The organism is Duganella zoogloeoides, from assembly GCF_034479515.1.
In the GTDB taxonomy this organism is placed as follows: Bacteria; Pseudomonadota; Gammaproteobacteria; order Burkholderiales; family Burkholderiaceae_D; genus Rugamonas; species Rugamonas zoogloeoides.
In genome coordinates, this window is the sequence record NZ_CP140152.1 from 1837116 (window position 1) to 1863305 (window position 26190).

At 64.9% G+C, this 26190-nt stretch carries 19 protein-coding genes; 10 read left to right on the plus strand and 9 right to left on the minus strand.

What is annotated here, in order from left to right:
• Positions 1-25: 25 nt before the first annotated feature.
• The 3 genes from SR858_RS08185 to SR858_RS08195 form a co-directional block, all read right to left on the minus strand.
• Positions 26-289 carry a hypothetical protein gene (locus SR858_RS08185; protein ID WP_019922262.1) on the minus strand — a complete coding sequence of 88 codons (264 nt, stop codon included), beginning with the start codon at positions 287-289 and terminating at the stop codon, positions 26-28.
• Positions 286-1800, minus strand: coding sequence for a DUF4331 domain-containing protein (locus SR858_RS08190; protein ID WP_019922263.1), 1515 nt, complete (start codon positions 1798-1800; stop codon positions 286-288). The genes SR858_RS08185 and SR858_RS08190 overlap by 4 nt, the downstream gene beginning before the upstream one ends.
• Before the next feature lie 127 nt (positions 1801-1927).
• A complete protein-coding gene (locus SR858_RS08195; RefSeq protein ID WP_322534525.1) occupies positions 1928-3961 on the minus strand; it encodes a TonB-dependent receptor in 2034 nt (677 codons plus the stop codon).
• 164 nt (positions 3962-4125) lie between these two features.
• On the opposite strand from SR858_RS08195, the gene SR858_RS08200 reads away from it, so the two are divergent.
• The 7 genes from SR858_RS08200 (at position 4126) to SR858_RS08230 (ending at position 12534) form a co-directional block, all read left to right on the plus strand.
• Positions 4126-4713 carry a sigma-70 family RNA polymerase sigma factor gene (locus tag SR858_RS08200; RefSeq protein ID WP_026637363.1) on the plus strand — a complete coding sequence of 196 codons (588 nt, stop codon included), beginning with the start codon at positions 4126-4128 and terminating at the stop codon, positions 4711-4713.
• The gene (locus SR858_RS08205; protein WP_019922266.1) at positions 4710-5423 is read left to right on the plus strand and encodes an anti-sigma factor; all 714 of its coding nucleotides are present in this window, start codon (positions 4710-4712) and stop codon (positions 5421-5423) included. Before SR858_RS08200 ends, SR858_RS08205 begins: the two co-directional genes overlap by 4 nt.
• A 170-nt stretch (positions 5424-5593) precedes the next feature.
• Positions 5594-7327, plus strand: a complete 1734-nt coding sequence (locus SR858_RS08210; RefSeq protein WP_019922267.1) for a glycoside hydrolase family 9 protein — start codon at positions 5594-5596, stop codon at positions 7325-7327.
• A gap of 91 nt (positions 7328-7418) precedes the next feature.
• Complete coding sequence (gene treA / locus SR858_RS08215) at positions 7419-9110, plus strand: alpha,alpha-trehalase TreA (protein WP_084669988.1); 1692 nt, start codon at positions 7419-7421, stop codon at positions 9108-9110.
• A 231-nt stretch (positions 9111-9341) separates the two neighbouring features.
• Positions 9342-10832 (plus strand): alanine/glycine:cation symporter family protein, encoded by a 1491-nt coding sequence (locus tag SR858_RS08220; RefSeq protein WP_019922269.1) that lies wholly within the window; start codon positions 9342-9344, stop codon positions 10830-10832.
• Positions 10833-10936: 104 nt separating this feature from the next.
• A complete protein-coding gene (locus SR858_RS08225) occupies positions 10937-11590 on the plus strand; it encodes a VTT domain-containing protein (protein WP_019922270.1) in 654 nt (217 codons plus the stop codon).
• On the plus strand, positions 11590-12534 hold the full coding sequence (locus tag SR858_RS08230) for an AEC family transporter (protein ID WP_019922271.1): 945 nt from the start codon (positions 11590-11592) through the stop codon (positions 12532-12534). Before SR858_RS08225 ends, SR858_RS08230 begins: the two co-directional genes overlap by 1 nt.
• 69 nt (positions 12535-12603) lie before the next feature.
• Here SR858_RS08230 and SR858_RS08235 read toward each other — a convergent pair whose 3' ends face one another.
• A complete protein-coding gene (locus tag SR858_RS08235) occupies positions 12604-14835 on the minus strand; it encodes an NADP-dependent isocitrate dehydrogenase (RefSeq protein WP_019922272.1) in 2232 nt (743 codons plus the stop codon).
• Positions 14836-15115: 280 nt separating this feature from the next.
• On the opposite strand from SR858_RS08235, the gene SR858_RS08240 reads away from it, so the two are divergent.
• Positions 15116-15856, plus strand: coding sequence for an ABC transporter ATP-binding protein (locus SR858_RS08240; protein WP_019922273.1), 741 nt, complete (start codon positions 15116-15118; stop codon positions 15854-15856).
• A complete protein-coding gene (locus SR858_RS08245; protein WP_019922274.1) occupies positions 15853-17412 on the plus strand; it encodes a hypothetical protein in 1560 nt (519 codons plus the stop codon). Before SR858_RS08240 ends, SR858_RS08245 begins: the two co-directional genes overlap by 4 nt.
• 64 nt (positions 17413-17476) lie before the next feature.
• On the opposite strand, the gene SR858_RS08250 is transcribed toward SR858_RS08245, so the two are convergent.
• Positions 17477-18613: an FAD-dependent oxidoreductase gene (locus SR858_RS08250; protein WP_019922275.1), complete on the minus strand. Its 1137-nt coding sequence runs from the start codon at positions 18611-18613 to the stop codon at positions 17477-17479.
• Between the two features lie 65 nt (positions 18614-18678).
• Here SR858_RS08250 and SR858_RS08255 point away from each other — a divergent pair, with 65 nt between their 5' ends.
• Positions 18679-19359, plus strand: a complete 681-nt coding sequence (locus tag SR858_RS08255) for a TetR/AcrR family transcriptional regulator (RefSeq protein ID WP_019922276.1) — start codon at positions 18679-18681, stop codon at positions 19357-19359.
• Positions 19360-19475: 116 nt separating this feature from the next.
• Here the strand turns inward: SR858_RS08255 and SR858_RS08260 are convergent, their stop codons facing one another.
• Genes SR858_RS08260 through SR858_RS08275 form a run of 4 tightly spaced genes read right to left on the minus strand, consistent with a single transcriptional unit; the run spans position 19476 to position 26189 of the window.
• Positions 19476-20843 (minus strand): sensor histidine kinase, encoded by a 1368-nt coding sequence (locus tag SR858_RS08260; RefSeq protein WP_019922277.1) that lies wholly within the window; start codon positions 20841-20843, stop codon positions 19476-19478.
• A gap of 10 nt (positions 20844-20853) precedes the next feature.
• Positions 20854-21534: a response regulator transcription factor gene (locus SR858_RS08265; RefSeq protein WP_019922278.1), complete on the minus strand. Its 681-nt coding sequence runs from the start codon at positions 21532-21534 to the stop codon at positions 20854-20856.
• A 19-nt stretch (positions 21535-21553) separates the two neighbouring features.
• Positions 21554-23032 carry an efflux transporter outer membrane subunit gene (locus SR858_RS08270; protein WP_051120326.1) on the minus strand — a complete coding sequence of 493 codons (1479 nt, stop codon included), beginning with the start codon at positions 23030-23032 and terminating at the stop codon, positions 21554-21556.
• A gap of 1 nt (position 23033) precedes the next feature.
• A complete protein-coding gene (locus tag SR858_RS08275; protein ID WP_019922280.1) occupies positions 23034-26189 on the minus strand; it encodes an efflux RND transporter permease subunit in 3156 nt (1051 codons plus the stop codon).
• Between the last annotated feature and the right edge of the window lies 1 nt (position 26190).

Here is a 26190-nt window from a genome sequence, read left to right on the forward strand (position 1 = left end):
CGGCGCCGGGTTCACGCCTGACTGCTTATTTTACGGCCACAGGTTCCGTATCCTCGGGCGCGGTGGCTACCATGCTGTCGGTGGCGACCGGCTCGGTGGTGGTCTCGGCGCCGTCGCCGATCAGCGCCAGAACGGCAGCATAAAATGCGTCCACCATGCTGACCGGCGGCGTGGTGCCGCCGCCACCGTTGCCGCCGCCGTTGTTGCTGATCGCATGGTCATCGCTGCTGCCGCAGCCGGCCAGTGCCAGCAGCGCTATAGCGCCTATTACTGCCATCAGTTTTTTCATGGTGCGCTCCTGGCAGCGGTCGTGGTGGCCGCAGTCTGTGGCGAACCGGCGATCGGGGTTTTCAGGTACGGGAAGCTGGCGTTGAAGAAGCTGTCGTCCAGGTATGCGCCGTCCGTAAAGCGCAGGGCGCCGGCCGGTGCATCGGCTGGCGCGCAACCGAGGTTGAGCGTGCACAGTTTGCCCATCACCACGCGCAGCGCGATATCGACCACGTCGTCGCCGGGACGGCGGCCGTTCGGGAAACCGGCATTGTCGCCACCGATCACGCCGAGGCGGTTTTGCGCCCCCATCGCCACGACAGGCGTCGAAGTGTTCAGGCGCAGCATCTCGGAGGCGGTGACCGTCGCCGGCTGGTTCAGGCCCTTGACGCCGGTGAGGAACGCGGCCACCAGGTCGTTACGCGGGAAATTGGTCGGCGCCTTGGCGCCGGCGTTGCCGTACAGGATTTCGATCAGCGCAGGCAGGGTAGGGTTGGTGACGTAGTCGGCGAACCTGGTGTCGCCAGACGGCTTGCTGGCGTTGAAGGTGTCCTTGTCTTTCAAACCGATGACCACCTCGTTGACCAGCGGCGCGCCGAGGCGCGATACCTGGGTCCAGGCGCCGCCTTCCTTCGATGGCGTGGAGCTGTTCGGCGTCGGGTTCAGCACGCGCGCCTGGCGCACGCTGGCCGTGGTCCAGCCGCCGATCACGGGGTCGGTGCTGTTGGCAGCGGTCAGGCAGCTGCTGGCTACTTCCATTTCGATCGAGGTCACGTTCTTTTGCGCCAGGTCGTCCTTGGCGGCGCGTTCGGCGTTGGCAGCAAATTCCACGGCCGGGGCCTTGATATTGACCAGGTCGAAGGTCTCGCCCAGGTTGACCACGAACGGATCCTTGCGCTGGCCGACAAACACGCGCGCGGGCGTGGCGCAGCCGGGGATATTGACGCTATAGACATGGGCGGCGGCATACGCGGCGTAGTCGGGGATCGACTTGTTGCCGATATTGTCGAGCGGCTTGTCGAAGGTAGTGGCGCCGGCGGCGTTGGACACTGCGGCCCTGGTGCCGGTGCGGCGGTCGCCGCGCACCACGTTGATGGTGTAGGTTTCGCGCACATTGGCGCCGGGGGCGTTGGCGCCGGCGATGGCGCCGCCGTTGACCACCAGCGGGATCGACATCGACTTGCCGCCGATGGTCAGCTTGGTGTCCTTGTTGGTATTGGTGAAGCGGAACTGGAAGGTGAGGTCTTCCTTGGCGTCGCCGTTGTTATCGATATGGATTTCGTACAGCGCGTTGGGGTCCATCGCGAAGTAGTTCGGGCCGCCGTAGGCGTCCTGCAATGGCACGTAGTCGGCGATCAGGGTGACGAAGCCGGCGCGGCCCGTCTCGTAGCTGCGGAACATGTAAAAGTCGGTGCCATCGACTTTTGGACTTTGGGTGACGAACGGTGCTTCGCGGTGGCTCGATGCCAGCGCTGCCGGCGCCAGCGCGCCAGCCAGGGTGCCCAGTACTGCCATGCCGAGCGCATGTTTCATAAACGTTTGCATTGTATATCCCCTTTTGATTGTAACTTCCGTACCTGCACGACTGCGGTTGCTGCCCACTCCTATACGGCGCACGATAGACGCCGGATTCAGATTTGATAATTATTTTTTTACATTGTTAAAAACGGTGATTCAGCGTGAGCCGCGCGGTGCGCTGCTCGACCGGGTGAAAATGGATGTCGTTTACGCCTTCGGCCGGCTCGCCCGGCAGTCGCGAGGCGTAGTAGTAATCGATGTCGCTCGCTTTGCGGTTGAGCAGATTGAAACCGTCGAGCGTGACGCGGGTGCGCGGCGTGAGCTGGTAGCCGATGCGGCCATACACCAGCGTGGTGGACTTCGAGCGCACGCTGTTGTCTTCGATCAGCGGACGCTGGCCGAAGTAGCGCACTTCCAGCGCGCCCTGCCAGCGGTCCAGGTCCTTGACGGTGACGCCGAACGAGGCCACCTTGCTCAGCGACTCGGGCACGTAGTTGCCAGCCGGGTCGTCCTGGCGGTAGCGGGCGCGCGAGGCGGACAAATCGAGGTCAAACAGCAGCCATGGCGCAGCGATGTAATGGCTGGTCCATTCCACGCCCCGGCGGCGGCTCGGGCGGCTCGCTTCGGTCTGGCCGCTGTCGCCGGCAAATACCAGTTCCGAGTCGATATCGAGGGTCCACAGCGAGAGCGAGGTTTGCAGGCCGGGCAGCCATTCGCTGCGCACGCCCAGCTCCGCGCCGCGCGTGGCTACCAGCGGCGTGGCGGGATCGACGGCCTGCACCACGCCGCGCGCGTCGTTGCTGTGGAAACCGCCGCCGTAGTTGATGAAGTACTCGGTGCTGGCCCACGGACCCAGGATGATCGACAGCTTGGGCGACGTGCGGTGCGCGGTCACCTTGTCGCTGTTGACGTCGAAGCGGTAGGCATCGTGGCGCACGCCGAGCACCGTGCGCAGGGTCGGCTGCCAGTAGGCGGTGTTTTCGAAGTAGAAGCCGGCGCTGCCTTCCTTGACGCGGTCTTCGCGCACGGTGGCGAGGCGTCCGCGCGCCCTGGTGGCGTACAGGCCCAAAGGCGAGATATGGTCGTAGCGCGTTTGCACGCCGACCTTGTTGCGCACATCGACGCCGCCCCAGCTGGCGAGCCACGCGGTGCTGGCGTTGGCGCCCGTCATGGTGCGCCGCTCGCTTTGCTGGAACTGGTCGCCGTTGACCGGGTCGTTCAAAAAATAGGTGAAATTGCTGAACAGGTCCAGGCGCGAGCGCACGATGTACGCGGCCGCCTCGGTCACGCGGTCGTCGGTCTTGATGTGCGCGGCCCAGGACAGGCTGGCGCGGTCGGTCTTGCCGCCGTCGCTGGGGTCGATCACGCCGTAACGGCCGATCAGGCCCTGCTGCACGGCGCGCTGCGGCACCTGGTCGGTGGCGTTCCAGCGATTCCGATAAGCCATGGCGGTGACATTGTAACCTTGCCGGGCGTCGCCGCTGCTGTAGCGCAGCAGGGCGCTGGCCTTGCGCACGTTTTCCGGCGTGTCCCACGGACCGTCGTTGCGGCCGGCATCGACGCCGTACAGCAGCCTGCCATTGGCGACGGCGAAGGAGTCGGCCAGCAAAGCGCGCTGGTAGCCGTAGCTGCCGAGGGTGACGGTGGCGATGCCCTGCGGCAGGGTATCGACCAGGCTCAGGCGGGCGGCGCCGGCCGAAGAGAAGTCGCCTTCGTCGGCAAAATAGGGGCCCTTGCGGTAGTCGATGCGCTGCACCAGTTCGGGAATGATGAAGTTGAGGTCGGAGTAGCCCTGGCCGTGGGCGTTGCTGCGCAGGTTGACCGGCATGGCATCGACATAGGTGGCAAAGTCGGTGCCGTGATCGAGGTTGAAGCCGCGCAGGAAGTACTGGTTGGCCTTGCCGTCGCCGCTGTGCTGGGTGACGATCATGCCGGGCACGAATTCGAGCAGTTCGCCGGTGCGCAGGGCGGGGCGGTTGGCGATCAGGCTGGCCGTGACCGTGCCTTCGCTGGCCGCGTCCGACGTACCGACGGCGTTGTCGTAGTTACCGAGTACGGTCACGCGCGGTGGCGCGGCATCGTCTTCCCCGATGGCGGCAGTCGCCGCATTGCTTGCGACCGCGCCGGGCGCCATCACCATGGCCATCATCCCACCCATTACCAAGTCGAATCGCATCCTGTCCCCTGAAGTCGCTGTTTTATTTGCGTTATGCAAACGATTCTACGTAGTGGGCATGAAAGCGGATTCATCTTTCGTACAGTGCGCGGGCGCAGTGTGGTATTTTCATGTCGCTTCAACAATTCAATCCACTTCGTCCCCAACACACAGACAAGCTCATCGTGCCAGACACCATTACCCCCGACCCCCAGCAACTGAGATTGTGGCTCGAAGGCGCCGCCCGCCGCGATGCCGCCGCGTTCCGCGCGTTATATGACGCCACGTCGCCGAAACTGTTCGGCTTCGCGCTGCGTATATTGAACAAGCGGGAACTGGCCGAGGATGTCTTACAGGAGAGCTTTGTGGCGATCTGGAATAACGCAGGCAACTACCAAAGCCACCTCGCCGCGCCGATGACGTGGATGACGACCATCGTGCGCAACAAGGCGTTCGACCTGCTGCGCCGTACCGATCACGACACCGAAATCGACGGCGATCCGTTCGCCGCCGAGGTCATGGCGGCCTTGCACGACCCCGGCGCCACGCCGATCGAAGCGCTGCAACTGAGCCGCGACGCCAAGGCACTGGCCTACTGCATGTCCGCGCTGGAAGGCTTGCACCGGCAGGTGGTGGGCCTGGCCTTTTTCCACGACCTGTCGCACAGCGAGGTGGCCGCGCAGATGGCGCTGCCGATCGGCACCGTCAAGACCTGGATCCGCCGCAGCCTCGAAAAGCTCAAAGCCTGTCTGGCCAAAGGAGAGCGGGCATGAACCTGCGCGACAACCTGCCGCTGCGCGAAAAGCTGGCCGCCGAATATGCGCTCGGCACATTGAAGGGCGGCGCCCGCCGGCGCTTCGAAGGCTATCTGCACAACGACGCCGCACTGCGCCGCACCACCGCCGAATGGCAGGACCGCCTGGCGCCGCTGGCGGAATTTGCGGGCGCGCAGGCCCCGCGCAAGCAGGTGTGGACCGGCATCGAACGCCGCCTCGGCCTGCACCCGGCTGCAACGGGCTGGCAGTTCTGGCGCAGCGATGCTTTCGCCTGGCGTCCGCTGGCGCTGGCCTCCACGGCGGTGGCGCTGGTGCTGGCAGCGATGCTGGCCACCCATACCCTGAGGGCGCCGCAGGTCGATTACATGGCCACGCTGATCGACGACAAGGCGCAACCAGTGCTGGTGCTGGCGGCCGACCATCGCCAGCAGCAGTTGACGGTGCGCGTGGTGCATGCCGCGCCGGTGCCGGACGACAAATCGCTGCAACTGTGGGCGGTGCCCAAGTCCGGCAATCCGCGCTCGCTGGGGCTGGTCGATGCGGCCGGCCAGGCCACGCTGACGCTGGCGTTGGGCGCGCCCGGGCGCGCCATCGGCGACGACGTGGCGCTGCTGGCCGTGTCGCTGGAGCCGAAGGGCGGCTCGCGCGATCCGAACGGGCCGACCGGCCCGATACTCTACAAGGGTAACTGGGTGCGTACGCTGTAGGGGAGACTGCCTCCGGTTGACTGCGTCAGCCAAATCGGGGATGATCGTGAAATCGTTTTCATGGTGACGCCGGGCGTGGCTGTCGAACAGCCGGTGTCGGCCGGCCTTGCGCTGGCCGCAGCGCGGTACCGACTGCGCCAGGAAAATCAATTACAACAACGAGACATGACATGCCAACTTCCCTGAAATACCTGGCGGCCGCCATGGCCTGCCTGGGCGCGGCCAGCGCATCCGCTGCCGAGATCAAGCTCAATCAACTGGGCTTTCTGCCCGGCGCGGCCAAGGTGGCGGTGGTGCCCGTGGACGCGGCGACGACGGGCGCCACGGCCTTTGCCGTGATCCGGGCCGATGGCGGCGCTGTGGTCCGGCACGGCACGCTGGGTGCGGCCAGGGCGGCGCCCGACTCGGGCGACACGGTGCGGCTGGCCGATTTTTCGACGCTCACCACGCCGGGACGCTACCGCTTGCGCGTGGCAGGTCTGCCCGATTCGCTGCCGTTCGAGGTCGCCCCCGGCGCCTACCAGGCCCTGAATGCCGGCGCCATCCGCGCCTATTACTACAACCGCGCCGGCATCGCGCTCGACAAGCAGCATGCCGGCGCCTACGCGCGCGCGGCCGGCCACCCGGATACCAGTGTGATGGTGCATGCCTCGGCCGCATCCCCGGCGCGGCCGGCCGGCACCATCATCTCCAGCCCGAAAGGCTGGTACGACGCCGGCGACTACAACAAGTACATCGTCAACTCGGGCATCGCCACCTACACCTTGCTGGCCGCGTGGGAAGACTTCCCGGCGTTCTTCCAAACGCAGGCCCTGAATATCCCCGAGAGCGGCAACGGCATTCCCGACCTCCTCAACGAAACGCTGTGGAACCTGGAATGGATGCTGACCATGCAGGACCCCAATGACGGCGGTGTCTATCACAAGCTTACCGATAAAAACTTCGACGGTTACGTGATGCCCGCCGACGCCCGCCAACAGCGCTACGTCGTGCAAAAGACCACCGCCGCCGCACTCGACTTTGCCGCCGTGATGGCCACCGCCAGCCGCGTACTCGCACCCTACGACAAGCAACTGCCCGGCATGGCTGCACGCATGCGCACCGCTGCCGAGCAGGCCTGGCGCTGGGCCCGGGCCAACCCCAAGGCTTACTATCAGCAGCCGGCCGACATCAAGACCGGCGAGTACGGCGACAAGGACGTGCGCGACGAATTTGCGTGGGCCGCCGCCGAACTGTTCATCACCACCGGCGATCCTGCCTATTACCAGGCCATGCAGGCGCCCGCGCTGCAGGCCACGGTGCCGACGTGGGGCGAGGTCAGCGGCCTGGCGTGGCTGTCGCTGGCGCGCCATCGCCAGCACTTGAATCCGGTGGCCGACCAGGCGCTGATCGCCAGCCGCATCGACGCGTTATCGAGCCAGCTGGCGGCAGTGACGCAGCGCTCGGCCTATGGCTTTGCCATGCAGACCGCCGACTATGTTTGGGGCAGCAATGCCGTGGTGCTGAACCAGGCCATGGTGCTGGTGCACGGCTACCGCTTGACCGGCAAGCGCGCCTACCTCGACGCGGCGCAGGCCAATTTCGATGTCATCATGGGCCGCAACGCCGTCGATCTGTCGTTCGTGACCGGCTTCGGCGCCCGCTCGGCGCAGCACCCGCACCACCGGCCGTCGGCGGCGGACGGCATCGCCGCACCGGTGCCGGGCTTCGTGGTCGGCGGCCCGCAGCCGGGCCGCGAAGACCAGAAGGACTGCAAGGCGCAGTACGCATCAGCGCTGCCGGCCCGGGCCTACCTCGACGACGCCTGCTCGTACGCCAGCAACGAGATCGCCATCAACTGGAACGCGCCGCTGGTGTACGTGTCGGCGGCATTGCAGGTGTTGACGCCGGCGCCGGGCAAGTAGCCACCGCCACCGGGACAAGCTGGAATTTGCTGCTGGGGTACTATCGAGTCCGCAAGCGCGCCGCCGGTGGCGCGCCACGACGGGAGACACGATGAAGGGGACCAATACACCACGCAGCGCGCTGCTGTTGGCAGGCGTAATAATTCTGGCGGCCGGCGCGCCTGCCACGGCACAACGGCAACCTGCCGCAAGCGCAAGCGCAAGCGCAAGCGCAGTCCCGGCCCAGGCCCAAGTCCTAGCCGCAGCCCCAGCCGCACCTGTCCCCGCAACCGCAACCGCGCCGCAGGACGTGCCCACGCCGCAACAACTGTTCGGTCCCCTGTACCAGGCGGTGCAGACCGCTCATATCTATCCAGACGCCAAGACCTTTGCCGATGCCGTGCCCAGGTCCGATCCGCAAGCGATCCTGGCCAAGTACCGGCAAGAGCAGCCGCAGGACAAGGCCGCGCTGCAAGCATTCGTCGAACGCCATTTCGAGCTGCCCGCGCCGGCCACCATCACGCTGCGCCAGCACATCGCCTCGCTGTGGCCGGTACTGACGCGCCCGCCGCTCGATCCGCCCAAGTGGTCGTCGGCCTTGGCGCTACCGGCCAATTACGTGGTGCCGGGCGGGCGCTTCCGCGAGATTTATTACTGGGATTCGTACTTCACCATGCTGGGCTTGCAAGCCGACCATCGCAGCGACCTGGTCGATTCGATGATCACCGGTTTTCAGAGCCTCATTGAACGCTACGGCCATATCCCCAACGGTACCCGCAGCTACTACCTGAGCCGCTCGCAGCCGCCGTTCTTCGCAGCCATGGCGCAATTGAAACCGCTGGGCGACGCCAAGGCCGACGCCAGGGCGGAAGCCCGCCTGCTCGCTGCGCTCAAGCGCGAACATGCTTACTGGATGCGCGGCACGGCGTGCCTGCCCAAGACGGGGCAGGGCGCGTGTGAACACGTGGTACGCCTCGCCGACGGCACCATCCTCAACCGCTACTGGGATGCGAAAGACACGCCGCGCGACGAAGCAACGCAACCCGACCTCGACACTGCGAAGGATACCGACCGTTCCAAACCGGAGCTGTACCGCGACTTGCGCGCGGCAGCCGAAAGCGGCTGGGACTTTTCGTCGCGGTGGCAGGACGATCCGCAGCGCCTGTCCACCGTGCACACCACCGCGATCGCGCCGGTGGATCTCAACAGCCTGCTGTACCAGCTGGAGGGCGAAGTAGCGCGCCGTTGCGAGGCCGCGCGCGACACCAGCTGCGCCACCCGGTTCAACCAGGCCAAATCCAGGCGCGCAGCGGCGATCAACCGCATCTTCTGGGTTGCCGCCGAGCAGCGCTACGCCGATTACGACCTGCGCCAGCAGCGGCCGACCAGGGTGCTGAGCGCCGCGACCTATTATCCGCTGTGGGTCGGCATTGCCACGCCGGCACAGGCGGCGGCCGTGGCCGACACCACGCAAAAACAGCTGCTCGCTGAAGGCGGCCTGCGCACCACCTTGCTGCGCACAGGCCAGCAGTGGGATGCTCCCAACGGCTGGGCGCCGCTGCAATGGATCGCCATCGACGGCCTTGCACGCTACGGCCACGCCCCGCTGGCGCGCGAGATCGCCAAACGCTGGGTCGCCACCGTGCACCGCACCTGGGTGGAAACCGGCAAGCTGCTGGAAAAATACGACGTCGAGGAACGCAGAAGCGGCGGCGGAGGAGAATATCCGACCCAGGACGGCTTCGGCTGGACCAACGGCGTGACCAGCGCGCTGCTCGAGCGTTATCCGGACCTGGCGCAGTAGCAGCGCCGATGGTGTCGAATCTGGTGCATCGCGCGCGGATCCGCACCGCGCGCGCGCATCGCCGCACCCTGCTGGTGAAAGGTGTTGTTTGATGCATTCTTGCGTCGATTGATTGCTCTTTCAACGTTGCAATCTCGTACAAGGTCACGCACAATGCCCCGGCTTGTGGCCGTGTTTGTATCCGCAACACTGCCATGTACCCAGACCCCCGCGATGCAAGGACAAAAATTGATGGAAGCTTTTATCAGCAGTTTGAATGGCGTAATCTGGAGTCCTGCGCTGATTTATTTGTGCCTCGGCGCCGGACTGTTTTATTCGATCCAGACCCGATTCGTCCAGGTGCGCCTGTTTACCGAAATGCTGCGCCTGCTGTTCAAAAAACGTGACACCGCTTCCGGCATCTCGTCGTTCCAGGCGCTGGCCGTGTCGCTGTCCGGCCGGGTTGGCGTGGGCAATATCGCCGGCGTGGCCGCCGCCATTGGTTTTGGCGGTCCCGGTGCGGTTTTCTGGATGTGGATGGTGGCCTTCCTGGGCGCCAGCACGGCGTATGCCGAATCGACACTGGGCCAGCTCTACAAGGTCGAAGAGAACGGCCAGTACCGCGGTGGTTCCGCCTATTTCTTCACGCGCTGCCTCGGTTGGCCGTGGCTTGGCGCGCTGTTCGCCATCTCGGCCGTGATTTCCTGCGGCATCTTCCTGCCCGGCGTGCAAGCCAACGCCGTGGGTAACGCGGTGACGCAGATCTTTGGCGACGGCGCCATGGTCGATACCTTCATGGGCAGTGTTGGCACCCACAAGCTGGCCGGCCTGGCGGTGATCCTGCTGGTGCTGGGGGTGATCATTTTCGGCGGCATCCAGCGTATCGCCCAGTTTGCGGAGTACGTGGTGCCGTTCATGGCGTTCGGCTACATCGTGCTGGCGCTGATCGTCGTCGGCATGAATGTGGACAAGCTGCCGGGCATGTTCTCGCTGATCTTCTCGGATGCGTTTTCGGCCCAGGCCGGCATGGGTGCGGCGATTGGCTGGGGCGTCAAGCGTGGCGTGTATTCGAACGAAGCGGGACAGGGCACCGGCACCCACGCGGCCGCCGCGGCCGAAACCGAGCACCCGTCGCAGCAGGGCCTGGTGCAGGCGTTCTCGATCTATGTCGATACCTTGCTGGTGTGCACCGCCACCGCGCTGATGATCCTCATCACTGGCCAATACAATGTGCAGGGCACGCTGCCCGATGGCCAGTTCCTGGTGCAGAACCTGCCGGCCAATACCGAGATCGGTTCGGCTGCGTTCACCCAGATGGCGCTGCAAAGTACGTTCGGCAGCTTCGGCCCCATCTTCGTGGCGCTGGCGTTGTTCTTCTTTGCTTTTACTACCATTGTCGCCTATTACTATATTGCCGAGACCAACGTCGCGTACCTGAACCAGTACTTCAAGCGCAGCGTGCCGCTGGTCGTGGTCAAGCTGCTGATCATGGCGATGGTCGTGTTTGGCACTATCAACAGCGCCGGCTATATCTGGAACCTCGGCGACATCGGCGTGGGCCTGATGGCGTGGATTAACATCATCGGCATCCTGATTATCTTCTTCATCTCGCGCCCGACCATCGTCTGCCTGCGCGATTACGAGCAGCAGCTCAAGGCCGGTGGCAAGATCACTTTCGATCCGGTCAAGCTGGGCATCAAGAACGCCACGTTCTGGGAGCGCCGCGCGGCGGCACGCAAATAGGCAAACAGGCCCGGGCCCGGTAGAGCATTAACAAAACCCTATCGTTGTCCGGGCTATATTAGAATGGCGGTTGACCATTCATCTTGCCCTGAAAGAAACAACCAATGCACGAATTTCTGACCCTGCTGAGCGCCTGGTTCCTGCACCTCGACGTGCACCTGTCCGAACTGGTGGCGGCATACGGCCACTGGATTTACCTGCTGCTGTTCGCCGTGATTTTCATCGAAACCGGCGTGGTCATCATGCCGTTCCTGCCCGGCGATTCGCTGCTGTTCATCGCTGGCGCGCTGGCCGCCAAGGGGCTGTTCGATCCGTGGATACTGTTTTTCCTGCTGCTCACCGCCGCCATCACCGGCGACGCGCTCAACTTTGCCATCGGCACCTATGTGCGGCGCAAGGCGGTCGATACGTCGCGCATTCCGTTGCTGAAAGCCGAACACATCGTCCTCACGCAAAAATTCTTCGAGCGCCATGGCGGCAAGACCATCATCCTGGCCCGCTTCGTGCCGATCGTGCGCACGCTGGCGCCGTTCGTGGCCGCGCTCGGCTCGATGCCGGCACGCGTGTTCTTCATGTACAACGTGGTCGGCGGCCTGATCTGGGTGGGCAGCCTGCTGCTGGCCGGCTACATGTTCGGTAACATTCCATGGGTCAGCAACAACCTGACCGCCGTGGTGCTGGGCATCGTGTTCCTGTCCATCCTGCCGGGCATCATCGCCTGGCTGCGTTCGCTGGGCACCCGGTCCAGCAAAGCGTAGTGTTAGACATCCTGGCGATCACCAGCCCCATCTACCTGGTGGTGCTGGCTGGTTACCTGGCCACCCGGTCCGGCGTGTTCAACCGCGCCGACATGGCCGTGTTCGGCAAGTTCGTGCTGAACCTGGCGCTGCCCGCGCTGATTTTCAACGCGCTGGCGCAGCGCCACATCTCCGACGTGCTGCATCCGACGTACTTGCTGGCCTACCTGGGCGGTTCGCTGCTGTCGATGAGTACCGCCTACCTGATCGGCCGCCGCCTGTGCGGCTGGAACGGTACCCGCAGCACGTTTCTCGCCATGGGCGTGTCGTGCTCGAACAGCAGCTTTATCGGCTATCCGATCTTGCTGCTGATGGTCGCGCCCGTAGCCGGCGTGGCGTTGGCACTCAATGTCCTGATCGAAAACCTGCTGATGTTGCCGCTGCTGCTGGCGCTGGCCGAGAGCGCGCGCGGCAATGGCGGCACGTGGTCGCAGGTGCTGCGGCAATCATTGCTGCGCCTTGCCCGCAATCCGCTGGTGCTGGCGGTGTCGGCCGGCCTGGCGATCAGCCTGGCGCAGGTGGACCTGCCGCAACCGCTGCTGCGCACCGTGAACCTGTTCGCCCAGGCCAGTGGCGGCCTGTCGCTGTTTGCCATCGGCGGCATGCTGGTGGGCTTGCCGTTGCGCTCGGGCTGGCAAAAAGTGGTGCCGGTGGTGCTGGGCAAGCTGGTGGGCCATCCGCTGGCGGTGCTGCTGGTACTGACCGTGGTCACCGTCCTGGGCGTGGCGCCGATGGAACCGCAACTGCGGGCAGCGGCGCTGCTGATGGCGGCGATGCCGATGCTCAGTATTTATCCGATCCTGGGGCAGGCGTATGGCGAGGCGGACCGCAGCGCGACGACCTTGTTGCTGTGCATGGTGGCGTCGTTCTTTACGTTGAGTGCCTGGATGTGGGTGCTGAAGTGAAAAAAGCCCCGTGAGCGCTGGCGCTGACGGGGCTGCGTACCAAGGGGCGTTCGCCCCCTTATTTACAGCTTAGATCGTATCGAGCGCAGCGTTGAAGGTCGCGCTAGGACGCATTGCGGCAGCGGTCTTGGCTGGATCAGGCTGGTAGTAGCCACCGATATCGACTGCCTGGCCTTGTACCTTGGCCAATTCTTCCACGACCGTGGTTTCGTTTTCCGACAGGGTCTTGGCCAGCGGCGCGAAGTGCGCTTGCAGTTCGGCGTCGTCGGTCTGCGCGGCCAGGGCCTGGGCCCAGTACAGCGACAGGTAGAAGTGGCTGCCACGGTTGTCCAGCTCGCCGGTGCGGGTCGAAGGCGACTTGCTGTTGTCCAGCAGTTTGCCGGTCGCTGCATCGAGCGTTTTCGCCAGGATCTTGGCCTTGTTGTTGTCCTGCTTGATGCCCAGCTCTTCCAGCGACACGGCCAGTGCCAGGAACTCGCCCAGCGAATCCCAGCGCAGGTGGTTTTCTTCCACCAGCTGTTTCACGTGTTTCGGCGCCGAACCGCCGGCGCCGGTTTCGTACATGCCGCCACCAGCCATCAGCGGGACGATCGACAGCATCTTGGCCGAGGTGCCCAGCTCCAGGATCGGGAACAGGTCGGTCAGGTAGTCGCGCAGGATGTTGCCGGTCACCGAGATGGTGTCCAGGCCGCGCGAGACACGCTCCAGCGTGTAGCGCATGGCGCGCACTTGCGACATGATTTCGATATGCAGGCCGCTGGTGTCGTGGTCTTTCAGGTACGTTTGTACCTTCTTGATCACTTCGTTTTCGTGCGGACGATACGGGTCGAGCCAGAAGATGGCAGGCATGCCCGAGTTGCGCGCGCGGGTCACGGCCAGCTTGACCCAGTCGCGGATCGGCGCGTCCTTGACCTGGCACATGCGCCAGATATCGCCTTCTTCCACGGTTTGGGTCAGCAGCACTTCGCCTGTTGCCAGGTCGGTGATGTTGGCGATGCCGCCTTCGGTCACTTCAAAGGTCTTGTCGTGCGAGCCGTATTCTTCGGCTTGCTGCGCCATCAGGCCCACGTTCGGCACGGTACCCATGGTGGTCGGGTCGAAGTTGCCGTGCCATTTGCAGAAGTTGATCATCTCCTGGTAGATACGGGCAAAAGTCGATTCCGGCATTACCGCCTTGACGTCGGCAGTGCGGCCATCGGCGCCCCACATCTTGCCGCCGATGCGGATCATCGCCGGCATCGACGCATCGACGATCACGTCGTTCGGCGAATGGAAGTTGGTGATGCCCTTGGCCGAATCGACCATGGCCAGCTTCGGACGGTGTTCCAGGCAGGCGTGCAGGTCTTTGAGGATTTCGTCCTTCTGCGACGCTGGCAGCTTTTCGATTTTTTCCAGCAGGTTGGACATGCCGTTGTTGACGTTTACGCCCAGTTCTTCGAAGACCTTGGCGTGCTTTTCGAACGCTTCCTTGTAGAAGATGCGCACGCAGTGGCCGAACACGATCGGGTGCGACACCTTCATCATGGTGGCCTTGACGTGCAGCGAGAACATCACGCCGGTTTTGTAGGCGTCGTCGATTTCCTTCTCGTAGAAATCGAGCAGCGCTTTTTTGCTCATGAACATGCTGTCGATGATTTCACCGGCTTGCAGCGAAACCTTCGGTTTGAGCACGATGGTTTTGCCCGACGCGGTGATCAGTTCCATCTTGACGTCGCGCGCTTCGCCGATGGTCATCGATTTTTCGCCGTGGTAGAAGTCGCCGGCATGCATGTGCGACACGTGGGTGCGCGAAGCCTGGCTCCATTCGCCCATCGAGTGCGGGTGCTTGCGGGCGTATTCCTTGACCGCTTTTGGCGCGCGGCGATCGGAGTTACCTTCGCGCAGGACCGGGTTCACGGCCGAGCCGATGCACTTGCCGTAGCGTGCCTTCAGCGCTTTTTCTTCGTCGGTTTTGGCATCTTCCGGGTAGTCGGGCAGGGCGTAGCCCTTGCCTTGCAGTTCGCGGATGGCCGCTTGCAGCTGCGAGACGGACGCGCTGATGTTCGGCAGCTTGATGATGTTGGTGTCGGGATTCTGGGTCAGTGCGCCCAGTTCGGCCAGCGTGTTCGGCAGGCGCTGCGCTTCGGTCAGGAACTCGGGGAATTCGGCGATCACGCGGGCGGCGACGGAAATGTCGCTGGCGACAACGTCGACGCCGGCCGGGGCGGTGAACTTCTGGATGATCGGGAGCAGGGAATAAGTCGCCAGCAGCGGCGCTTCGTCGGTCAGGGTGTAAATGATTTTAGATTTTTCTGTTGCCATGTTGATTCCCTCGGTTTTACCAAATTGGATCGGTGCCAGACGGCAGGAGTGTTAGCGGTCAACTAACCCAAACGAATATTTTAGACGTTCCACGTGTAGTTTGTGCAAATTCCGTGTTCCGCAGAGGGCTAATCACGGTAATTTAATCATTGAGTAAGTAAAAACCCGGATCGGCGAGCGCAACAGCCTGACTCAACTTGCCGATTGGATAATTTTATACTGGACATCATTCAACGCTTCGGTCAATATTGCTTGTTATCAATAAAATACCGCTTACGCCATGCCCAACCATGCCCTGCGTCTGAAATCCCTGTCCAAGTCGTTCGGCCGCCCGGCTGTCGATCATCTCGACCTGGCGGTGCGCCGCGGCGAGTTTTATGCGCTGCTCGGCCCCAACGGCGCCGGCAAGACCACGACCTTGCGCATGGCTACCGGCCTGCTGGCGCCCGACAGCGGCAGCGTGGAAGTGCTGGGTGTCGATATGTTGCACGACCCGGCCGCCGCCAAGCGCCACCTGGCCTACCTGCCCGACGAACCGATGGTTTACGCCAAGCTCAAGCCCACCGAGTACCTGGAATTCGTTGCCGGCCTGTGGGGCATCGGTGCGGCGGAGGCCGAGCCGCGCGCGCGCCACCTGCTCGACTGGCTTGACCTGACCAAACACGCGCACGAACTGACCGAGGGTTTTTCGCGCGGCATGAAGCAAAAGCTGGCGCTGGCCGGCGCCCTGATCCACTCGCCGCAATTGCTGATCCTCGACGAGCCGCTCACCGGCCTCGATGCTGCCGCCGCCCGCCAGGTCAAGGATCTGCTGCAACAGCACGTGGTCGATGGCGGCACCGTGGTGCTTACCACCCACATCCTGGAGGTGGCCGAGCGCCTGGCCGAACGCATCGGCGTGATCCGCGCCGGTCGCCTGATTGCCGAGGGCACGCTGGACGAACTGCGCGCACTCGCTGGCCTGGGCGCCGCTGGCACGCTGGAGGACGTGTTCCTGCAACTGACCGGGGAGCCGGCATGACGAAACTGAACGGCGCCCCGGGCGGGACCTGGTGGCTGCTGCGCCACGAGGTGCGCATGTATTTCAGCGCCACGCGCAAGCTGCGCGCCAATGGCAAGATCAGCGCCAGCTGGCTCGGCACGTCGCTCACTGTGGTGTTGCAACTGCTCCTGCACTGGGGCGCATACCTGCTCATTCCTCTCATCCATCGCCATGGCCCGACGCCGGCGCTGGCGGCCATCCTGGCCACGGCCGCCTTGCTGGTGGGCGTGACGCTGATGCTGGCGACAGCCTTGCGCGGCAGCGTGGCCGCGCTGTTCGAGCGGGGCGACCTGGACTTGCTGCTGTCGTCGCCGCTGCCGGCCAAGAGTATTTTCTTTGCGCGCTTGCTGGGCATCGTGGTCAGCGTGGCCGGCGTCTTCCTGTTCTTCCTGGCGCCGCTGGCCAACATGGGTTTGCTGACCGGCCATCCGCAATGGCTGGCGCTGTACGTGGTGGTGATTGCGCTGGCGCTGCTGGTATCGTCTTGCGCGATGCTGCTCACATTGATCCTGGTGCGCCTGATCGGTGCGCGCCGCACCAAGGTGCTGGTGCAGGTGCTGTCGGCCGTGGCGGGGGCGCTGGTATTCCTGCTGTCGCAGGCGGCCAATAGCCGCAACGAGCTGGGCGCGCGCTTGCAGGAGATGCTCCACGGCGACTGGTCGGGCGTGTTGTGGCTCGGTCACGCCGTGCTGGGCCAGCCGGCGCCGCTGGCCGGCCTGCTGGCGGCCGGTGTGGTGCTGTTCTTCTTCACCACGCGCACGACCCGGGGCTTTTTTGTCAGCGGCGTGCAGCAGGCGGCCGGGTCGGGCCGGGCGGCGGCAGCGCCGTCCGGCGGCCCGCGTTTCAATTTCGGTCGCGGCCTGGTATGGGCGACGATGGTCAAGGAATGGCGCCTGATCGCGCGCGATACGCGCCTGCTCACCCAAGTGCTGCTGCGCCTGTTGTACATGCTGCCGCTGGGGTTCATTATTTTTAAAAATTCCGCCACCATCAACCATGCCGCCGGCGCCTCGCTGGTGTTCGTGTGCGCGTCGCTGGCCGGTTCGCTGGCCTGGATCATCATGGCCGCCGAAGATGCGCCGGACCTGCTGGCCAGCGCCCCGCGCAGCGCCAGCCTGATGCGCCGCGCCAAGCTGGCGGCGGCGACCGTACCGCCGCTGGCCCTGGTACTGCTGCCAGTACTGTGGCTGGCGCTGCACCAGCCGGTGATGGGCGTGGTGACGCTGATCGCCTTGCTGCTGTCGTCGCTGGCCAGCGGCATCATCGTCATGTGGAGCGGTCGTCCCGGCGCCCGCGCCGACTTCCAGCGCAGCGGTGGCGGCGTGGGCGGCACGCTGCAAGGCGTCAGCTGCCTCGCCTGGGGCGCCGTGGTGTGGTTGCTGCTCGCAGGGTTTGAGCACGGCGTGTGGTTGAAATGGTGTGCGCTGGCGCTCGGTATCGCGCTGGCGGCATTGCTGATCGCTTGGGGGATCCACGCTGCCAGGGTGGGGCGGTGGCGGCAGCAATCGCCGGTGGGTCAGGTCAAGGTGGCTTGAGGCGGTGTCTGGCCAGGTTGTCGGTGCAACCGTCGTCACGATGAAGGCGTTTCCGTCCGGCTGATCAGGCTGCCGATGCGAAGCCGCCAAACAGCGCCAGCACCCCGCGTGGCGCCTGCTCATCGAAAAACATCGCCATATTCTGCGCCGACTCGCGCGCGCACGGTTCGCTGCGCGCGAACATCGCTGTCTCGTAGCTGGCCAGGGCGGCTTCCAGGTCTTGGGGACTGGCAGCAATTGCCTGGCCCAGTTCGGCGCCGTCGAGCAGGGCCAGGTTGGCGCCTTCGCCGGCGAACGGTGACATCAGATGGGCGGCGTCGCCAAGCAGGGTGACACCGGGCACGCGGTGCCAGCGGTGCCCAGTCGGCAGCGCGTGGATGGGGCGCAGCAGCGGTGCGCTGTCGCCGCCGGTGATGAGAGCGGTGAGTGCCGGCGCCCAGCCGTCGAACTCGCGCGCGAGCAGGGCTGCCGCCTGCGCGGGGGCGGAAAAATCGATGGCTTCAAACCATGGCTCGGAGCGATTGAGGGCCACATAGCTTTGCAGGCTGCCGTCGCCGTGGCGGTGCGTGAAGATGCCCTGGCCGGGCGCGGTGGCGATCATGGTGCCGTTGCCTGCCAGCTCGGCGCTGGCCGGATGCCGGCGCTGTGCATCTGTCATGGTAATTTCGACGAACGAGGTGCCGCTGTACGCTGGTACGGCCGTCGTCACCAGTGGACGCACGCGCGACCAGGCGCCGTCGGCGCCGACAAGCGCGGTGGTGGTGACCGTGGCGCCGCTGGTGAAGGCGACTGCGTGGCGGCCAGCGCCGAGTGCGCGCGCATTGGCGAGCTTGTGGCCCCAGTGGATGCTCTCCGGCGGCAGCGAATCGAGCAGGAGGCGCCGCAGCGCGCCCCGGTCCACTTCGGGCCGGCCGCTGTGCACGATATCCGGGCGGTCCAGCAGGATCTCGCCGGCGGTGCTCACCACCCGCTTGGCGTCGGCGCCGGGGATGACGATTTCCAGGAATTGCTCGTACAGTCCGCCAGCCTTGAGCGCCAGTTGGCCGTTGTATTCGTGAATGTCGAGCAGACCGCCCTGCGCGCGGGCGTCCGGTCCCGCCTCCGCTTCGTAAATGGTGGCGGCGATGCCGTGCACGTGCAGCACGCGCGCCAGCATCAGTCCCCCCAGGCCGGCGCCGATGATGGTGATCTGTGGTTGCATAGGTTTTTCATTGGAATGACGTTCCATAATATTGGAATGTTATTCCAGATGTGTCAAGATGCGGGATGAACAAAAAAACCGTCACCAGGGCGCGGCGCGACGATACGCTGTCGCGCGAACGCATCATCGAGGCCGCCATCGACCTGCTCGATCGGGAGGGAGAGCGCGGGCTGACCTTCCAGGCGCTGTCGGCGCAACTGGCCACCGGTCCTGGCGCGATTTACGGCCACATCGCCAACAAGGCCGACCTGCTCACCGCTGCGTGCGACGCCATCGTGGCGCGCGCCGTGATGGCGCCGTTGGACGGTGCCACGCCACAGGCAGCGATCCGCGCCGTGGCCCTGGCGCTGTTCGACGCCATGGACGTCCACCCGTGGGCCGGCGCCGCGCTGATCCAGGCCGGCGGGAAAATGCCGGTGGTACGGATCCTCGAATGCATCGGCCGCCAGATCAGCGCGCTGGACGTACCCGAGCCGGCGCGCTGGGCCAGCGCCTGCGCGCTGGTCAATTACATCCTGGGCGTAAGCGGGCAAAACGCCGCCAACGCGCAACTGGCGCGCTCGCAGGGAGCGGATCGCGGTAAATTTTTGGCCGCCGTGGCAAACGACTGGACCCAGCTCGACCCGGCGCTGTACCCGTTTACGCGCAGCGTGGCGGGGCAGTTGCGGGAGCATGATGATCGCGAGGATTTTCTTGCTGGTGTGGATTTGCTGTTGGCAGGTTTAGTGGATCAGGAAGTGAAGTGAAGTGAAGTGAAGTGAAGTGAAGTGAAGTGAAGTGACAGCGCAGAAGCGGGGTGCAAAGCCGGGCAGCGGGCTGCGCGTCGTTCGCGAGCAGCTGCTGCGCCCGGCGGCGCATGGCATCACACCCGCTGAACCGCCACCTGCAACGTCGCCCTCAACCCCGGCAAATTGTCAGCCAGCGCCAGCCTGCCGCCGTGCAGGCGCGCCACTGCCGATACCACCGACAGCCCCAGTCCCACGCCAGGCGTGCCACGGCTGGCGTCGCCCCGGTAAAAACGTTCGATCACTTTCGGCCGTTCGTCCTCGGCCACGCCGGGGCCGTTGTCGGCCACGACCAGCTCCAGCGTCTCGTCGGCCAGGCGGCGGGCGGTGATCGCGATCACGCCGTTTTCCGGTGCGTATTTCAGGGCGTTTTCCACCAGGTTGCCCAGCGCCTGCGCCAGCAATACCGGGTCGCCCACGGTACTGAGGTTGCCGTTGGGGGTGAAGCTGAGCGCGATATCCTTCAGTTCCGCCACCGGTAAATAAAACTCGGCCACTTCGGCGCCCAGGCGCGCCAGGTCCACGTCGACGAAACCGCCACGGCGGCTGCCGCTGTCGATTTCGGCCAGGCGCAGCAGGGCGTTGAAGATGCTCATCACGCGATCGACATCGTTGATCGCCGCGTCGATTTCGGCATACGTCTCCTCGTCGGACGGGCGGCCCACCGACAGTTCTTCCAGCCGCGCGCGCAGTTCTGACAGCGGCGTGCGCAGGTCGTGGGCGATGGCGTTGGAGACGTCCTGCACGCCGGTCACCAGGTGCTCGATCTGGTCGAGCATGCGGTTGACGGTCTGCGTGAGCAGTTGCAGCTCGTCGCCGTCGCCCGGCTCTTCCAGGCGGCGCGAGAGCTGGCCTTCGATGATGGCCGACGTGGTCTGGCTGATGTTCTGCACGCGCGAGAGCAGGGCGCGCCGTATCATCATGCCGCCCAGCGCAGCGACCAGCAGCACCGCGATGGCGCAGCCCAGCAAGCCGTAAATGAACAGGTGCTCCAGCACGTCGAAGCGATTGAGATTGCTCGCGACCAGCAGCCGGTGGCCGTCTTTCAGCGTCACCTGCACCATTTCGATCCGGCGCGGCATGCCATCGACCTCGATGGTGGCCGAGCTGCTGCCATCGACGCGCGGCAAATTGGCCGGCCATTGCGGCAGGTTGCCGGCCAGCTTGACGCCGTTCGGTGCAGTAAACAGGATGATCTTGCGCACGCCGTCGTTGGTGCCCATCACCTGGCTGTCGATGGCGGCCGCCAGCGCGAAGGCGCCGTTGCGGGCGAACAGGTTGCACATGCGGCGCGAATCGGCTTGCAGCAGCTCGGTGCGCACCTGCTCGATATTGGTGTTCCATGCCCACCACAGCGGCCCGGCAAACATCGCCAGCACCAGCAGGCTGATGGCGGCGTAGCCGATGGCGATGGTGCGGGCGGAAAAGCCGGGCAGTTTCAGCATGGGCGCGTGGTTATTCGTGGTCGGTCAGCATGTAGCCGGCGTTGCGCACGGTGCGCAGCAGCGGGGTGGGGAAGCCGGCGTCGATCTTTTGCCGCAGCTTGCTGATGTGGACATCGATCACATTGGTCTGCGGGTCGAAGTGGTAGTCCCACACGTTTTCCAGCAACATGGTGCGGGTGACCACCTGGTTGGCATGGCGCAGCAGGTACTCGAGCAGCTTGAATTCGCGCGGCTGCAAGGCCACCGGCTTACCGGCGCGCACCACCTTGTGCGCCAGCAGGTCCATGGTGAGATCGCCCAATGCCAGCGTGGTCTCCACCGACACGCTTTGTGACCGCCGCATCAAGGCATCGAGGCGGGCCAGCAGTTCGCCGAACGCGAACGGCTTGATCAGGTAGTCGTCGCCGCCGCTTTTCAGGCCGCGGATGCGGTCATCGACGCCGTCGAGCGCCGACAAGATCAGGATCGGCACGCGGTTGCCGTGCATGCGCAGCGCTTCGATGATCGACAGGCCGTCGATCCCGCCGGGCAGCATGCGGTCCATGATGATGGCGTCGTACGGCTCGCTCACCGCGTGGTACATGCCGTCCTTACCGTTGTCGGCATGGTCCACCGTGTGCCCGGCCTCGGTCAGCCCCTTCTTGACGAAGCGGCCCACGCGTTCATTGTCTTCGACCAGTAATAGTTTCACCGCTGTCCTCCACCCGCCATCACGATGCGGGAATCTGTGCGCCGCTGTCGGCCGCCGCCGGCGCATCGCCGGTGTGCTCGATCCAGCCGCCGCCCAGGGCGCGGTACAAACCCACCAATGAACTGAGCCGGTTCTGGCGCGCCGTGATCAGGTTGATCTGGGCGTTGTACAGGTCGGTCTTGGCGGTGAGGACGCTCAGGTAGTCGTTGATGCCGTTGTTGTACAGTAGTTCGGCCAGCGTGACGCGGCGCTGCTGGGCATCGACATTGCGCTGGCGGGCGGCTAGCTCGGTATCGTAGGTGCCGCGCGCGGCCAGGCCGTCGGCCACTTCGCGGAACGCCGTCTGCACGCTCTTGCGGTACTCGGCCACGCCGATATCGCGGTTGATGCGTGCCGTATCGAGATTGGCCTGGCGCGCACCGCCGTCGAAGATCGGCAGCAGCAGTTCGGGCGCGAACGACCACGCGCCGGAGCCGGCCTTGAACAGTCCACCCAGCGAATTGCTGGCCGTGCCGGCAGCAGCGGTCAGGCTGATACGCGGGAAGAAGGCTGCGCGGGCGGCGCCGATGTTGGCGTATTCGGCGCGCAGCAGCGCCTCGGCCTGCTGTACGTCGGGACGGCGCAGCAGCAGGTCGGATGGCAGTCCGGCCGGAATATCGGCCAGCATGGTTTGCTGCGCCAGCGGCACGGCGGCCGGCAGGTTCTCGGGCAGCGGTTGGCCGAGCAGCAGCACCAGGGCGTTTTCGGCCTGGGCGCGCAGGCGCACTTGCGCGGCGTGATTGGCCTCGGCCTGCTGCAAGGTCACTTGCGCCAGCGATTCGTCGAGTTCCGACGTGGTGCCGGTGTCGTATTGCAGCTTGACGATGCGGTACGATTCGCGCGCGGCCCCCAATGTTTCGTCGGTCACCTTGAGCTGCTCGTCGTACGCCAGCATGGTCAGGTACTGCTCGGCCACTTGCGACACCAGCAGGATGTGCGCGGCCTGGCGCCCGTAGGCGCTGGCCAGGTACTGCTCGCGCGCGGAGTCGCTCAGGCTTTGCAGGCGGCCGAACACGTCGATCTCCCACGCCGTATTGAGCATCACCGAATTGCTTTGCGTGGTGTTGCGGGTATTGGCGGCATTGGCCGTGCTGGACGAACGCGCACCGGAAGCTTCGGCGTTCAAGGTCGGCAGGGCGGCCGCGCGCTGCAATTGCAACGCGGCCTGCGCCTGGCTTACGCGCAGCAGCGCCACGCGCAGGTCCTGGTTGTTATCGAGTGCGATGCGCACCAGAGTGTGCAGGCGTTCATCGACCAGGAAGTCCTGCCAGCCCGTGTCTGCGGCAGCGGTGGCGTTCGACGTGGTCGGCGCCGATGCGGCATAGGCCGGACCGGCCGGGTAGGCCGGCGTGGTGGTCGTGGCGCTGGTGGCCGGTTGCTGGTAGGCCGGCTGCAGGGCGCAGCCCGATACCAGCGCCGCACCCACGGCAAGGATCAATGTTTTAATAGTCGTATTCATCTCAGTGCGCCTCCGGTGTGGCGGCAATGGCAATCGGTGATCCATCTTCGGACGGCTTGCGCTGCTTGATCTTGCCCGCGATGAGGACAAAGAACAGCGGAATCAGGAACGTCGCCACGAAAGTGGCGGTGAGCATGCCGCCGATCACGCCGATACCGAGCGCGTTCTGGCTGGCCGCACCGGCGCCGCTGGCAATGGCCAACGGCAGCACGCCCAGCACGAACGCCATCGACGTCATGATGATCGGGCGCAGGCGCAGCTTGGCCGATTCCATCGCCGCGTCGAGGATGGAGTAACCCTGGATTTGCAGCTCGCGCGCAAACTCCACGATCAGGATCGCGTTCTTGGCCGAGAGACCAATCGTCGTCAGCAAGCCCACCTGGAAGAACACGTCGTTCTCCAGCCCGAACATGGTGGCCGCACCAAGCGCGCCAAGCACGCCCACCGGCACCACCATGATGACGGATACCGGGATCGACCAGCTCTCATACAGCGCGGCCAGGCTCAGGAACACCACCAGGATCGACAGCGCGTACAGCAGCGGCGCCTGCGCGCCGGCCTGCGATTCCTGCAGCGAGATGCCGCTCCATTCGTAACCGAAACCTTCGGGCAGTTGGGCGACCAGGCGCTCCATGATCTTCATCGCTTCGCCGGTACTGTGGCCCGGCGCCGGCTGACCGAGGATCTCGGCCGACTCGATGCCGTTGTAGCGCGCCATGGCTGGCGCACCCCACGACCACTGGGCCGTGGCAAACGCGGAGAACGGCACCATGTCGCCCGCCTTGTTGCGCACGTAGAGCAGCTTGATGTCGTCCGGGTTCATGCGGAACTGGGCATCGGCCTGCACGTACACGCGCTTGATGCGGTTGTCGGTGTCGAAGAAGTTGTTGACGTAACGCGACCCCCAGGCGGTGGAGAAGGTCTGATCGACGTCGGTCAGGCTCACGCCCAGTGCCGCCGCCTTTTCGCGGTCGATATTGATTTTATAGGTCGCGTTGTCGGCCTGGCCCGTGTAGCGCACGCGGCCCAGGGCCGGTTCCTTCCTGGTCAGTTCCAGCAACTGGTCGCGGGCCTTGGCCAGTGCTTCGTGGCCGGCATTGCCGCGATCCTGCAATTGCAGCGAGAAGCCGGAGGCCGATCCGAGGCCGCGAATCGCGGGCGGCTCCACGGCCGTGATCTGCGCGCCCTGGAAGTTCGCATAGCGCGCGGAGATGCGTTCACTCAGCGCGGTCACACTGAGCTTGTCGTCTTCGCGTTCGTCCCACGGTTTGAGGCGCACGAACAGGCGGCCCTGGTTCTGGCCGCGCTGCGGCTGGCTGGCGCCGTTGGTCATGAAGGTCGATTCGACCATCGCCTTTTCGTCGGTCAGCAGGTAGTTGCTGATCTCGTCGAGCACCTTGCCGGTGGTCTCCAGCGTGCTGCCTGCGGGCGTCTGCACCTGCACGAACATATAGCCCTGGTCTTCCTTGGGCAGGAAGCCGCCGGGCAGGCGCAGGAACAGGAACAGCACCACGCCGATCATCACCGCGTAGAGCGTCATCCACAGGCCACGGCGGCGGATGATGCTGCCCACGCTGCCCAGGTAGCGGTCGCGGCTCTTGTCGAAGCTGCGGTTGAACCAGCCGAAGAAGCCTTTCTTTTCGTGGTGGTCCGGGTCCGGGCGCTTGAGCAGCATGGCGCACAAGGCGGGCGTGAGGGTCAGCGCCACGAAGACGGACAGCAGCATCGACGCCACCACCGTCAGCGAGAACTCGCGGTAGATCGCCCCGACCGTGCCGCTGGAGAATGCCACCGGCACGAACACGGCCGACAGCACCAGCGCCACGCCGATCAGAGCGCTGGTGATCTGGCCCATGGCTTTTTCGGTGGCCTCGTACGGCCCCAGGCCATCCTCGTGCATTACCCGCTCGACGTTTTCCACCACCACGATGGCGTCATCGACCAGCAGGCCGATCGCCAGCACCAGGCCGAACATCGACAGCGTATTGACGGTAAAACCGAGTGCCGACATGATGCCGAAGGTCCCGAGCAGTACTACCGGCACCGTGATCGACGGGATCAGGGTGGCGCGGATATTTTGCAGGAACAGGTACATCACCAGAAACACCAGCACGATGCCCTCGATCAGGGTTTTCACCACTTCGTGGATCGACACCTTGATGAACGGCGTGATGTCGTTCGGGTACACCACGCGCAGGCCGTGCGGGAAATAGGCTTTCAGGTCTTCCAGGCGCGCGCGCACGGCGTCGGCCGTGGTCAGCGCGTTGGCGCCGGGCGCCAGCGATATGCCCAGGCCCGACGCCGATTTGCCGCTGATGCGCACATCGACGTTGTAGTTCTCGGGGCCGAGCGCCACGCGCGCCACGTCGCCGATGCGCACGGCGGCGCCGTCGGGCTGCACCTTGAGGAGGATGCGCTTGAACTGTTCGGGCGTGCGCATCAGGCTGGCCTCGCTGATGGTCGCGCTCAGGGTCTGGCCCGGCACGGCGGGCGAGCCGCCCAGCTGGCCGCCGGAGATCTGCACGTTTTGCGCCTGGATTGCGGCATTGACGTCGAGCGGCGTGAGCGAGTAGCTGCGCAGCTTGACCGGGTCGAGCCAGATGCGCATCGCGTACTGGGTGCCGAACAGGTTCATGCTGCCCACGCCGGGAATGCGCGACAGCGGATCCTGGATGTTCGAGGCCACGTAGTTGGCGATGTCGAACTTGGTCATGCTGTTGTCGTCGGAGACGAACGCCGCCACCATCAGGAAGTCCGACGTGGATTTGCTGACGCGCAGGCCCGATTGCTGGACATCGTTGGGCAGGCGCGGCACGGCCGATTGCAGCTTGTTCTGCACCTGCACCTGGGCGATGTCCGGGTCGGTGCCGGCAGCAAACGTCATGGTGGTGGTGGACTGGCCGGTGTCGTCGCTGGTGGACGTCATGTAGAGCAGGTTGTCGATCGCGGTCATCTGCTGCTCGATCACCTGCACCACGGTGTTCTGCATGGTCTCGGCGGAGGCGCCGGGGTAGGTGGCCTGGATCTGCACGGTGGGCGGCGAGACCGGCGGATATTGCTCGACGGGCAGTTTGAACAGCGAGATGCCGCCGACGAGCATGATCAGGAGCGCAATGACGATCGCGAAGATCGGGCGCTGGATGAAAAATTTAGGCATG